Here is a 12952-nt window from a genome sequence, read left to right as displayed (position 1 = left end):
GGACGTGCCGGCGGCCGACGTGCTGGCCGCCGCCCAGGAGGTGGCCGCGACGGCCGCCACCGCCCCGCACGGGGTCGAGCCGGGCCGGCGGTCACTGTTCGACCTGCCGCTGGGCGAGACGCCGCTGTGGACGCTGCGGGAGGAGCCGACGCGGACGTTCGCGGCCGACGGCCGGGTGGAGTACGCCTCGGCCGCGCTGCCCTGCTGGTCGGCGGAGAGCCGGCACGACCTGACCCCGGCCGGGTTCGGCTTCGACGGGGCGGCGCGGGCGCTGGGCGCGCTGCTCGGGCTGGCGGAGCCGCCGTTCGAGGCGGTGCAGTCCGCGGTGGCCCGCTTCGGGCGGTACGGCTTCGAGGCCGCCGCGGTGACCGCGTTCGGGGTCGCGGCCGGGCTGCCGCCGGAGGGGATCGCCCGGCTCGCCGAGCTGCGGTTCGGGCACCCGTACGCGGTGGTGGCGGTGGCCACCGACGAGGCGGGCGGGCCGTGGCACGGGCTGCCGGTCTACTCGGCGTGGGTGGCCGAGCCGGCGGAGCTGTCCGAAGAGGAGGTGGCGGACCCCCCGGAGCAGTGGTGAGCGTGGGGGCCTCCGGTCGCGGCCGGAGGCCCCCACCCGCCTAGACGGCGACCTTCTCCCGCTCGGCGGCCCGGGCGGCGAGCCGCCGTTCCCGCTCCTGCGCGCCGATCAGGTCGTCGGGCAGGGAGTCCTCGACCTCCAGGTCGAAGCGGCGCAGCAGGCGGATCGCGAAGCCGCCGAGGGTGATCAGGACGAGGACCACCCCGAAGCAGACGTACGCGAAACCGATGCCGCGGCCCGGTCCGGTGCCGATCACCGCGCCGACCGACCCGGCCAGCGCCCCGCCCGGGGCGAGCATCGGCTCGAACAGGGCGGTGGCGCCCGGCGCGAGCAGCGCGAACCCGATGGGCAGGGTCGACCAGGCGATGGTCTGGTTCAGGCTGAACACGCGGCCGTGGAAGCGCTGCGGCACCTTGACCTGGACGATGGTCGCGTAGATCGACTGCGCGGTGGTCATCGCCATGGCCAGCCAGCAGAAGCCGACGCAGATCATCGCCAGCGAGGCGTCCAGGCCGATCAGCACGCAACCGACGGCGGTGCCCAGGTTGCCGATCAGCACGCCGATCATCCGTCGCTTGCGCGGGCCGCCCCAGAGCGACATGAGCACGCCGCCGGCCACCGCGCCGACCGCCTCGGCCAGCGCCACCTGGGCCACCTGGGTCGGGCTGCCGAAGGAGAGCACCAGCGGGGTGGCGAGCACCAGCGCGGGGGCGAGGAAGATGTTGCCCAGCGCGAAGTAGCCGAGCATCAGCCGGAAGCCGCGGTGCTGCCAGGAGTAGCGCAGGCCGTTGGCGATGGCCACCAGCAGCCGTTCCCGGGGCCGCCAGCCGAGCAGGTCGGGGAAGCGGACCACGGCCAGGGTGAGCACCGCCACGACGTAGCTGGCCACGTCGATGAGCAGGATGCCCTTCAGCTCGATCGCGGCGAGCAGGCCGGCCGCGAAGACCGGCATGAGCAGGGTGGCCACACCGGTGGAGAGCTGGGTGATGCCCATGGCGTGGCCGAGGTAGCGCTTCGGCACCAGCTGCGGCACCGCCGACTGGAACGCGATCCGCTGGAACGACCCGGCGACCGAGCTGAGCGCCACCAGCAGGTAGATGTGCCAGAGCACCAGGTTGTCGGTCCACAGCAGGGTGGCCAGGACCAGCTGGATGGAGCCGGCGACGGAGCTGGCCAGCATCATGATCCGGCGCCGGCTGACCCGGTCCACGATGGCGCCGGCAACCGGGAGCATCAGCACGCCGCAGATCAGCGCCAGCGCCCAGAGCAGGCCGAGGTCGGCCACCGACCCGGTCCGGTTGAACAGCCAGATCGGCAGGGCGAACGCGGTCAGCGCCGACCCGGTGCTGGAGACGAGCTGCCCCACGGTGATCGCCAGGAAGCGGGCCATGCTCGGCTTGACCGTCGCGGCGGCCGGCCGCTCCTCGGCGCCGACCCGGAACCGGTCCAGCACCGCCCAGCCGGCGTCCTCGCCCCGGGCCTGCGGGCCGAGGTCCGCGACGTCCCCGGCGACCACCGCCGGGTGCACCCGGGTGACGATCTCGGCCAGTTCCTCGGCGCGGTACTTGAGGAAGAAGTGCCCGGCCTGGTCGAGGACGACCAGCCCGAGGGTGTCGCTGAGGAACTGCCACTCGGCGTACCGCTCGCGGTAGTAGTCGGTGACCGGGTCCTCGGAGCCGACCACCGAGATGATCGGGGCGCGCAGCTTCGTCGCCTGCCGGTCGAGCAGCCGGGTGAAGTACTCCTCGGAGGCACGGGAGTCGGCCCGCATGTTGCTGATGATCCGGTCGGCCTGCTCCGGGTCCAGCTCGTCGGTGTCCACGCCCATCGACTTGAGCCAGCTGGCGTAGTGCTTGTTGCTGCGCAGCTGTTCGAGGCGGTTGCGGGCGGCCGCGAAGAAGCCCTTGGGGCGGGCGAACGGGAACATCGCGCCGATGTAGACCGCGTCGAGGTCCCGCCCGGCCGCCTCCACCTTGCGGGCCACCTCGGCGACGATGGCGCTGCCCACGCCGCAGTGGCCGTAGAGGGCCAGCGGGCCCTCGACCCGCTCCAGGATCTCGTCGGCCACCCGGGTGGTCAGCTCGTCGAAGGGCAGCGCGTCCTCGCTGAGGCCGACGTCGTGGCCCGGAATGGCGAGGGACCACAACGCGTGCCCGGCCGGCAGCGCGTCGGCGAGGGGCTGGTAGACGATGGCGCTGCCGCCGCCGTACGGGACGCAGACGTAGCTGAGCACGCGCTGGGCGGCGGGGATCGGCTTGGTCAGCTCGTAGAGCAGCCGGCGCGGACCGGCCTCGGCGGCGTCGCCGGAGATGAACGCGGCCAGCTCGCGGATGGTGCGCTGCTGGAACAGGTCCATGACGCCGACCGCACGGCCGCCCAGCTCCGCCTTGCGGATCTTGGCGACCACCTGGGTGGCGAGCATGGAGTGCCCGCCGAGGTCGAAGAAGTCGTCGTCGATGCCGAGCGTGTCGACGCCGAGCACCTCCGACCAGATGGCGGCGAGGGCCCGCTCGGTGTCGTCGCGCGGCTCGACCAGCGCCACCGACGCCTCGCGGGTGACCACGGGCGCGGGCAGCGCCTTGCGGTCGAGCTTGCCGTTCGGGGTCAGCGGCAGCGCGTCGACGGTGACGAACGCGGCCGGCACCATGTATTCCGGCAGGGTCTCCTTGAGCGCCGCCTTCAGCGCCGCGTGCTCGGCCGGCCCGACCAGGTACGCGGTGAGCCGCTTGTCGCCGGGGCTGTCCTCGCGGACGATCACCGCGGTCTCGGTGACCCCGGGCTGCTCGCGCAGCGCACTCTCGATCTCGCCCAGTTCGATGCGCAGGCCGCGGAGCTTGACCTGGTGGTCGATCCGGCCGAGGAACTCGATGACCCCGGTCCCGTCCGGCGCGACGACCCAGCGGGCCAGGTCGCCGGTGCGGTAGAGCCGGGCGCCCGGCTCGCCCGACCAGGGGTCGGGCACGAACTTCTCGGCGGTCAGCGCCGGCCGGCGGTGGTACCCGCGGGCCAGCCCGACGCCGCCGATGTGCAGCTCCCCGGCCACCCCGACGGGGCATTCGGCGCCGGCCGGGTCGAGCACGTGCAGCCGCAGGTTGGCGATGGGCGCACCGATCGGCACGGCGGTCACCTCCGCCAGCCGGGCCGGGTCGCAGTGCCAGGCCGTGACGTCGATGGCCGCCTCGGTCGGGCCGTACAGGTTGTGCAGGCCGCACCAGGGCAGCCGGGCCGTGAAGTCGACCGCGGAGGCCAGCGGCAGCTCCTCGCCGGAGCAGATCACCCGGCGCAGCGCGGTGGCCGCCTCGATGCCCTCCTCGGCGAGGAAGACGGTGAGCATGGACGGCACGAAGTGGGCGGTGGTGATCCGCTCGGCGACCAGCAGGTCGCGCAGGTAACCGGCGTCCTTGTGGCCGCCGGGCTTCGCGAGCACCAGCCGGGCGCCGGTGCGCAGCGGCCAGAAGAACTCCCAGACCGAGACGTCGAAGCTGGCCGGGGTCTTCTGGAGCACCGCGTCGTCGGCGCCGAGGCCGTACGTCTTCTGCATCCAGTCGAGCCGGTTGACGATGCCCCGGTGGGTGTTCGGCACGCCCTTGGGCCGGCCGGTCGAGCCGGAGGTGTAGATGACGTACGCCAGATGTTCCGGGCCGGCGGTGGGCGCCGGGTCGGTGGTCGGCTGGTCGGCCCAGACCGTGGCGTCGTCGAGGGCGAGCACGGTGGCGGCGGTGGCCGGCAGCACGTCACGCAGGTGCTCCTGGACCAGCACCACCGGCGCGTCCGCGTCGGTGACCATGAACGCGAGCCGGTCCGCCGGGTACTCCGGGTCCAGCGGCAGGTAGGCGCCGCCGGCCTTGAGCACGCCGAGCAGGCCGGCGACCAGCTCGACGGAGCGTTCCGCGCAGACCCCGACCAGGGTCTCCGGACCGACGCCGGCGGCGCGCAGCCGGTGCGCGATCCGGTTGGCCGCGACGTTCAGCTCGGCGTACGTGAGGCTGCGCCCCTCGATGGTGACGGCGACCGCGTCGGGGGTGGCGGCGGCGCGCTCCTCGATCGGGCCGTGCAGGGTCGCATCGCGCGGGAAGTCCGCGGCCGTGTCGTTCCACCCGCCCAGCAGCGCCCGCTCGTCGGCGGGGAGCAGCTCCAGCCGGGAGACCGGGGTGTCCGGCGCGGCGACGATCGCGGCCAGCAGGGTCGTCCACCGCCGGGCCATCCGCTCGACGGTGTCCCGGCTGAACAGGTCGGTGTTGAAGACCAGCTTGCCCCAGAGCCCGTCGACGGTCTCCACCGCGTGCAGCTCGAAGTCGAACCGGGTGGCCCGCAGCTCCATCGGGGTCCACTCGAACGTGACCTCGTCGCTGCGGGACACCCCGCGGAACCGGCCCATCTCGTAGTTCTGCAACACGAACATGGTCTGGAACACCGGGGAGCGGCTGACGTCGCGGGGCAGGCCCAGCTCGTGCACCACCTTGGCGAACGGCACCTCGGCGTGCTCGAAACCGTCCAGCACGCTGCGCCGGGTGCGCTCCAGCAGCTCGGCGAAGGTGGGGTCGCCGGCCAGCTCGGCGCGGAGCGGCAGCATGTTGATGAACATGCCGACGACGTTCTCCAGCTCCGGCGCGGACCGGCCGGCCACCGAGGCGCCGACCGCGAAGTCGTCCTGGCCTGCGTGCCGGGCCAGCAGCACCTGGTACGCGGCGAGCAGGGTCATGAACAGCGTGCCGCCGGTGGCCCGGGTGAGCGCGTTGAGCGCCTCGGTCGCCGCCGGGTCGAGCTGGAACTCGACGAAGTCGCCCCGGTAGGTCTGGGTGGCCGGGCGGGGCCGGTCCAGCGGCAGCTCCAGCGGGGTGATCCCGGCGAGCCGCTGCTTCCAGTAGTCGACGTGGGCCCGGGCCTGCGGGCCGTCCAGCTCCTCGGCCTCCCAGACGGCGAAGTCGCCGTACTGGATCGGCAGGGCGGGCGGCTCGCCGCCCCGGTAGAGGGTGATCAGGTCGCGCAGCAGCACGTCCACCGACCAGCCGTCGCCGACGATGTGGTGCTGGCCGAGGAAGAGCACGTGGTCGTCGGCGACGCTCGTCGGGTCCGGAGTGCCGTCCTGCGGCGCGGAGGCCGGATTGTCGTCGTTAGCCAGCCGGATCAGCAGGGCCCGCAGCAGCGGCCCGTGCGCCAGGTCGAACGGTTCGGCGGCGGCCGCGTCCACGAGGGCCTGGGCGGCGGCCTCGTCGGGAGCCTCCACGACGGTCAGCGGGACGTCCACCGACTCCTCCACCACCACGGTGGGGCGGCCGTCGGAGTCGGCCGGGAAGCGGGTGCGCTGCGACTCGTGCCGGGCGGCGAGCGCGGCCAGGGCCGCGCGCAGCGCCTCGACGTCGAGCGGGCCGCGCACCCGCAGCGGCACCGCGATGTGGTACGCCGCCTCGCCCGGGGCGAGCTGGTCCATGAACCAGACCCGCTCCTGGGCGTACGACAGCGGCACCTCGGCGCCGGCAGGCCGGGGGGTGATCCGCGCCGCGGGGGCGGCCTGGCGGGCGCGCAGTCGCTTGGCGATCAGCGCCTGCCGGGCCGCCTCGCGGGCCGGATCCTTCAGGTCGGTCATCAGCTGCTTTCCTCTTCCGCCGCGAGCAGCGCGGCGACCTCGCTGTCGGAGAGCCCGTCGAGTTCCGCGGCGATCCGCTGCTCGATCTGGGCGGCCAGGTCCGCCACCACGGGGCTGCTGAACAGCGCCCGCATGGGCAGGTCGACGTCCACCTCGGCGCGGATCCGGGCCATGGCCCGCATGCCGCGCAGCGAGTTGCCGCCGAGGGTGAAGAAGTCGTCCAGGGCGCCGACCTTCTCCACCTGGAGAATCTCGGCGTACACCTCGGCGACCAGGGACTCGGCCTCGGTGCGCGGCGCGACGTAGGCGTCCTCGGCCGGGGCGGCGGCGGCCGGCGCGGGCAGCGCGGCCCGGTCCAGCTTGCCGTTCGGCGTCAACGGCAGCGCGTCGAGCCGGACCAGGGCCGCCGGCACCAGGTGCGCGGGCAGTTCCCGGGCCAGTTCGGCGCGCACCGAGTCCTCGTGGGCGGGGCCGACCAGGTAGCCGACCAGGGTCGGCTCGCCGCCGTCGGTGCGCACCGCCGCGGCGGCCGCCCGGACGTCCGGGTGGGCCAGCAGGGCGGCCTCGACCTCGCCCAGCTCGATCCGCATGCCGCGCACCTTGACCTGGTCGTCCCGGCGGCCCAGGTAGTCCAGGGTGCCGTCGGGCCGCCAGCGGGCCAGGTCGCCGGTGGCGTACATCCGCGCGCCGGGCGGGCCGTACGGGCAGGGCAGGAAGCGCTCGGCGGTGAGGCCGGGACGGCGGTGGTAGCCGCGGGCGAGCTGCGCGCCGGTGACGTACAGCTCGCCGACGACGCCCGGCGGCACCGGCTGGAGGGCGGCGTCGAGCAGCAGCGCCCGGGTGTTCCAGGTGGGCGTGCCGATCGGCACCGGCCCCGGCGGGACCGGTTCGCCCGGGGCGATCCGGGCCGCCACGCAGCCCACGGTGGCCTCGGTCGGGCCGTACTCGTTGACGACCGCCACGTCGGGGTGGGCGGCCCGCCAGCCGGCGAGCTGCTCGCCGGTGAGCGCCTCGCCGCCGATCACCAGGTCGACGGTGGGCGACAGCTCGCCGTCGAGCAGCGGCAGGTGGCTCGGGGTGACCTTGAGGAAGGCCGGCCGGCCACCGGCCCGGGCGGCGGGTGAGTCGATAGCGGCGAGCCGGACCGTGCCGCCGGCGGTGAGCGTGCCGAGCAGACCGGTGACGGTGAGGTCGAACGAGACCGGCGAGTGCAGCAGCGCGGTGCCGGCCAGCCCCGGGTAGGTGTCCCGGGCCCAGGCCAGGTAGGCGGTCACCGCCCGGTGCTCCACCACCACGCCCTTGGGCCGGCCCGTGGAGCCGGAGGTGTAGAGCACGTACGCCGGGTGCTCGGGGCGCAGCGGGCTCCGCCGGTCGGCGTCGGTCAGGTCGCCGTCCGGCTGGTCCGCGCCGAGTTCCCCGTCGAGCACCAGCGCCCCGGCGGGCACCAGGGCGGCGGTGTCCGGGGTGGCCACCACCAGGGCAGGCGCGGCGTCCTCCAGCAGGTAGGCGATCCGCCCGGCCGGGTAGCCGGTGTCCACCGGCACGTACGCGGCGCCGGACTTCAGCACGGCGAGCATCGCCACCACCAGCTCGCAGGAGCGGGGCAGGGCGAGCGCGACCCGGGTCTCCGGGCCGGCGCCGCGGGACACCAGCAGCCGGGCCAACCGGTTCGCGGCGGTGTTCAGCTCGGCGTACGTCAGCGGCACGCCGTCACAGACCAGCGCGGTGGCGTCCGGGGTGGCCGCGGCCCGCCGCTGCACCTCGTCGACCACGGTGGCCGGCGGCACCTCGCGCGCGGTGTCGTTCCAGGCGCCCAGCACCAGGTCCCGCTCGGCGTCGGTGAGCAGCGGCAACGCGGCGACGGTGCGCTCCGGGTCGGCCACGGCGGCGGTGAGCAGCCCGACGTACCGCCGCACCACCGTCTCGGCGGTGGCCCGGTCGAACAGCGCGGTCCGGTAGACCAAGCGGCACTCCCCGGCCGTGATGTCGAAGGCCAGGTCGTCCTTGGTGGTGCCCAGCTCGACCGGGTCGAGGCCGGAGTCCGGGATGTAGTTCAGCGCGGTCTGGAAGATCGGCTGCACCGACGGGTCGCGCTGCGGGTCGACCGCCTCGACGATCTTCTGGAACGGGGTCTGCCCGTGTTCCATGGCGTCGACCAGGCCGTTCCGGACCCGGCCGAGCAGCGTGGTGAAGGACGGGTCGCCGGAGACGTCGCAGCGCAGCGCCACCGGGTTGACGAACATGCCGATGAGCGGGGCCAGCTCGGGGGTGTCGCGGCCCGCGGTGGAGACCCCGACCACCACGTCGGTGTCGCCGGAGATCCGGGACAGCAGCGCCGCGAAGCCGGCCAGCAGCACCATGTACGGCGTGGCCGCCGAACCGGCGGCCAGCCGGCCGACCCGGTCCAGCAGCCCGTCGGGCAGGTCGAAGCGCACCTCGTCGCCGGCGAAGCCCAGCTGCGCGGGGCGGGGCCGGTCCAGCGGCAGGTTGGTCACCGGCGGCGCGCCGGCCAGGTGGCCGGTCCAGAAGGCGAGCTGCCGGTCCAGTTCCGCCCCGGCGAGCTGGTCGCGCTGCCAGACCGCGAAGTCGGCGTACTGGATGGGCAGCTCGGGCACGGCGGGCTCGGCGCCGGCCTGCGCGGCCGCGCAGAACGCGGCGAGTTCGGCGTGGAACAGCACCGCCGAGTGGCTGTCGAAGACGGCGTGGTGCACCACGAAGACCAGTGCCCAGGCCTCGTCGAGGCGGACCAGCCGGGCCCGCCACAGCGGCGGCGTGTCCAGCGGGATCGGGGTACGGGCCAGCTCGGCCCGGATCGCCTCGAACGCGGGCAGCCGCTCGGACTCGGGCAGGTGGCGCAGGTCGGTGGTGGGCAGCGGGGCCGGCTCGTGCGCCCGAACCACCTGCACCAGCGTGCCGTCGTCTTCCCGCAGGTGGGTCCGGAGCGCCTCGTGCCGGGCCACCACCCGGTTGACCACGTCGCCGGCCACGTCGGCGTCGACGCCGGCCGGGAAGCGCCACGGGATGGAGACGTTGAACACCGGCGAGCCGGCGTCGAGCTGGTTGGCCATCCACACCCGCTCCTGGGCGAAGGAGGCCGGGAAGGTCCACTCCTGACTCATGAGTGGGCCTCGCGGACGGAGCGGGGGCGCATGTCGGTCCAGACCGTGTCGATGTGGGCCAGGCACTCCTCGCGGGTGCCGGCGAAGCCGGTGTCGTGCCAGCCCGCGGGGAGGTCCCGGTCGGCCGACCAGATCGAGTACTGCTCCTCGTCGTTGCGGACGACCAGGAATCGGGGTTCGGCCATCTCAGTTCGCTCCAGGGGTGTCGGGGGTGTGCGGCTCGGCCATCGCCACGGCGATCTTGCGGGGGCCGGTGAACGGCTCCCGGCCGTGCGCGGCGGTCATGTTGTCCACCACCAGCACGTCGTCACGCTGGTAGTCGAAGCGGACCGTGGCCGCCCGGTAGGCGGCGCGCAGGTGGTCCATGACGTCGGCGGGGATCTCGCCGCCGTCGCCGTAGTAGGTGTTCGACGGCAGCCCGTCGGCGCCGAACATGGCCAGCAGCCCTTCCTGGTAGTCCGCCGGCAGGGTGCTCACGTGGAAGAAGGTGGCGTGGTTGAACCAGCGCGGGGTGTCCGAGCCGGGCCGGTGGTGCACCACGTCCCGCACCGCCCGGGTGCGCAGGCCGTCCTTGCCGACCCACTCCACGGTGATCCCGTTGGCCGCCGCGTACGCCTCGACCTCGGCGCGGTTCTCGGTGTTGAACACCTCCTGCCAGCGGGTGCCGAAGTCGCCGTGGAAGTTGCGCACCAGCATCCAGCGCCGCCGGACGAACTCTTCGCGCACCGCAGGGTCGATCAGCTCGTACACCCGGCGGACGTCGGCGAGCGGGGTGGCGCCCTGGGTCTCGGGCGCGGTGATGCAGTAGAAGAACAGGGTCAGCGGCCAGCGCGCCTGGTACGAGTTCTCGTTGTGCAGGAAGATCTCCTCGTCCGGCGGGTAGTCGGTCGAGGTGTACACCCGGCCCTTGATGGAGTGCCGGGGCGAGGAACGCTCGGTGTAGGTCAGCGGTTCGCCGGACAGGGCGCGGACCACCCCGTCGAAGCCGTCCACCCCGCCGACGTCGAAGCCGCGGAACAGCAGCCCGCCGTGCTCGACGAGGGTGGTGCGCAGCTCGGCGCGCCGGGCCCCGATGAGGTCGGTCAGCGCCCGGCCGTCGTTCTCGACGACCACCGGAAGCGTGGCGATCGTGTCGCTCATGATTCGGTGTCTCCTGTTCTTCGTGGTCAGGCGCGGGGCAGCCGCGGGATGGCCGGGATCGCCGCCGGCGCGGCCGGTTCGTCGGCGGGCTGGTCGGCGCGCAGCTCCTCGATCCGGGCGGCCAGCCCGGCGACCGTGGGGGTCTCGAAGAGGCTGCGCATGGGCAGCCGCACCCCGGTGGCCTTGCGCATCGCGGCGATCAGCTGCACCGCGACCAGCGAGTTGCCGCCGAGGGCGAAGAAGTCGTCGTCCACGCCGACCTCGGTCACGCCGAGGCCGTCCCGCCACACCTGGGCGATGGTCTTCTCCAGCTCGGTGGCGGGGGCGGCCGAGCCACCGCCGGCGCCGGTCGCCGCGGCGACCGGGGTGTCGGTCTCCGCCTCCAGGCTGTCCGTGGTCACCCGGGCCGAACGCCGCCGGATGTCGGCGACGGTGCGGGTGGTGATCACCACCTGCGCGCCCAGGCCGGCGGTGAGGCTGCGGCGGAACGCCTCCGCGCCGTCGACCGGCCGGATGTCCTCAGTGACCGGCGCCGGCGCGGCTTCGGCGACGGCCGGGGTGTCGGCCAGGCCGCCGGTGACCGCGCCCTGGTCCACCTTGCGCAGCACGAAGTCGCTGATCGCGACCAGTTCCCGGCCCTCGGTGTCGCGCAGCGACAGGTCGGCCGCCACGACCTCCTCGGTGGCGCTGGGCCGGTGCCGCAGGTGGCTGTGGAAGGCCGCCGGCAACGACCCCCGCACCACGATCCGGCCGTACGACAGCGGCAGGTAGGTGCCGGAGCCCTGGCCGCGTCCGAACGCGGTGGCCACGTCCAGCAGCGCCGGGTGCAGCCCCCAGGAGGGCAGGTCGCCCAGCGCGGCGGCGGGCGCCTCGACCCGGGCCAGCTCCTCCCCCTCGGCCAGGTGGTGCTCGGCCAGCGCGGCCCAGCGCGGCCCGAAGGTGAGCATGCTGGTGCGGCCGCGGCCGAACGAGGCGTCGTCGTCGACCCGCCGCCCGGCGACGGCGGGCGTGCCGGCCGGCGGGGCGGGCTCGGTGGTCCAGCCGGCGGCGCCGCGAACGTGGGTGCGGAGCTGGCCGGCGGCCAGGCTGGCCACGGTGAAGTCCACCCCGTCCTCGGCCGGGGTCAGCTCGACCCGGTACTGGGCGACCGTGCCGTCCGGCACCGAGAACGGCTCCAGGAAGACCACGTCGCGCAGTTCCACGGCGGCGTCCGGCCCCGGCGCGGGCAGCGCGGCGGTCACCGCGGCCCGCACCGACTCCAGGTGGGCGGTGCCCGGCACCACCGGCACCCCGCCGATCCGGTGCTCGTCGAGCAGCCAGTGGGTGGCGGCGGAGACCAGGCCGTGCAGCACGGTGCCCTCCGGGCCGGCCACCCGGGTGGTGAGCACCGGGTGGTCCACCGGGCTGGTGACGGTGTCCCGCCCGGCGGCCCGGAAGGCGGCCGGCGCGTTCGTCTCCACGGCCATGCCGACCTCGGCCCAGCCGCCCCAGTTCTGCGACACCACGGGGGCGCGGAAGCCAACACCGGAGCGCGCCCAGGCGTCCAGGAAGCTGTTCGCCGCGCAGTAGTCGACCTGGCCGAAGCCGCCGATCACCGCGGTGATCGAGGAGCAGAGCGCCACGAAGTCCAGTGGCAGGTCGCCGAAGACCTGGGCCAGGGCGAGGGTGCCGGCCAGCTTCGGGGCCAGCACCCGCTCCGCCTCGGCCCGCTCCTTGATCTCGGCCATGCCGCCGCCGGGCAGGCCGGCCGCGTGCACGATGCCGTCCAGCCCGCCGAACCGGGAGATCGCCGCCTCGCGGACCCGACGCAGGTCGTCCGGGTCGGTGACGTCGGCGGCGAGCACCAGCACCTCGGCCCCGGCCGCCTCCATCCGGCGGATCGCCGCGATGGCCCGACCGGCCCGGTCCGCGCCGCCGTGCACCGCCAGGTGCTCGTCCCAGCCGTCCCGCTCCGGCAGGCCGGAGCGGGCCAGCAGCACCAGCTTGGCGCGGGCCCGGCGGGCGAAGTCCTCGGCCAGGGTGACGCCGATGCCGCCCAGCCCGCCGGTGATCAGGTAGCGGCCCGCCTCGCGCAGCACACCCGGCTCGCCCTCGGCGTCCACGGTGACCTGCTCGTAGCCGGCCACCCAGCGCCGGTCGCGGCGCAGCGCCACCTCCGGGTGCTCCGGGTCGACCGGGGCGCGCAGCTCGGCCACGAGCGCGGCGACCCCGCGCGCGGCGGTGTCGGCGTCGACCAGCCGGACGGTGAGCCCGGGCAGCTCGACCGGGAGCACCCGGGCCAGGCCGGCCAGGGTGGCGTGCTCCGGCCGGACCAGGTCGTCGCCGCGGACGTCGCCGGTGCCGGCGGTGACCAGGTCGAGGCGGTACGCGTGCACGATCCGGCGGGGCAGGTCGGCGCCGAGCGCGGCGACCAGCGCCTCGTGGTCCTCGCGGACCCCGGGACGCAGCCGGAAGCCGGCGCCGGTGGCGGCGAAGGCGTCGCCGGCGCGTACCTCGACCGGGTCGTCGCCGGCGGCGCGCAGCGCGGCGACG

The 12952-nt window shown here is 74.9% G+C and carries 5 protein-coding genes and 1 pseudogene; 1 reads left to right on the top strand and 5 read right to left on the bottom strand.

Going from position 1 to position 12952, the window contains the following annotated elements:
- Positions 1–574, top strand: a pseudogene (locus B0E53_RS24815) (hypothetical protein); the annotation flags it as partial.
- A 40-nt stretch (positions 575–614) separates the two neighbouring features.
- On the opposite strand, the gene B0E53_RS24810 reads toward B0E53_RS24815, so the two are convergent.
- From B0E53_RS24810 to B0E53_RS24790, 5 genes are all read right to left on the bottom strand, one after another.
- On the bottom strand, positions 615–6161 hold the full coding sequence (locus B0E53_RS24810) for a non-ribosomal peptide synthetase/MFS transporter (protein WP_107078255.1): 5547 nt from the start codon (positions 6159–6161) through the stop codon (positions 615–617).
- Entirely contained in the window at positions 6161–9280 is a 3120-nt protein-coding gene (locus B0E53_RS24805) for a non-ribosomal peptide synthetase (protein ID WP_107078254.1), read from the bottom strand. Before B0E53_RS24805 ends, B0E53_RS24810 begins: the two co-directional genes overlap by 1 nt.
- Positions 9277–9465 carry an MbtH family NRPS accessory protein gene (locus tag B0E53_RS24800; protein WP_107078253.1) on the bottom strand — a complete coding sequence of 63 codons (189 nt, stop codon included), beginning with the start codon at positions 9463–9465 and terminating at the stop codon, positions 9277–9279. The genes B0E53_RS24805 and B0E53_RS24800 overlap by 4 nt, the downstream gene beginning before the upstream one ends.
- A gap of 1 nt (position 9466) precedes the next feature.
- Entirely contained in the window at positions 9467–10420 is a 954-nt protein-coding gene (locus tag B0E53_RS24795) for a TauD/TfdA family dioxygenase (protein WP_107078252.1), read from the bottom strand.
- Between the two features lie 26 nt (positions 10421–10446).
- Positions 10447–12952, bottom strand: a 2506-nt coding sequence (locus B0E53_RS24790) for an SDR family NAD(P)-dependent oxidoreductase (protein ID WP_146167753.1), incomplete at its 5' end; no start/stop codon positions are given.

This window comes from Micromonospora sp. MH33, from assembly GCF_003013775.1.
GTDB classification, from domain to species: Bacteria; Actinomycetota; Actinomycetes; order Mycobacteriales; family Micromonosporaceae; genus Micromonospora; species Micromonospora fulviviridis.
The sequence above is the reverse complement of the archived record's forward strand: the minus strand, read 5'-3'. Positions and strand labels throughout refer to the sequence as shown.

Excerpts from the sequence above, each read along its gene's own strand:
- B0E53_RS24795 (WP_107078252.1), bottom strand. The coding sequence starts at position 10,420 with ATGAGCGACACGATCGCCACGCTTCCGGTGGTCGTCGAGAACGACGGC.
- B0E53_RS24800 (WP_107078253.1), bottom strand. The coding sequence starts at position 9,465 with ATGGCCGAACCCCGATTCCTGGTCGTCCGCAACGACGAGGAGCAGTAC.
- B0E53_RS24805 (WP_107078254.1), bottom strand. The coding sequence starts at position 9,280 with ATGAGTCAGGAGTGGACCTTCCCGGCCTCCTTCGCCCAGGAGCGGGTG.
- B0E53_RS24810 (WP_107078255.1), bottom strand. The coding sequence starts at position 6,161 with ATGACCGACCTGAAGGATCCGGCCCGCGAGGCGGCCCGGCAGGCGCTG.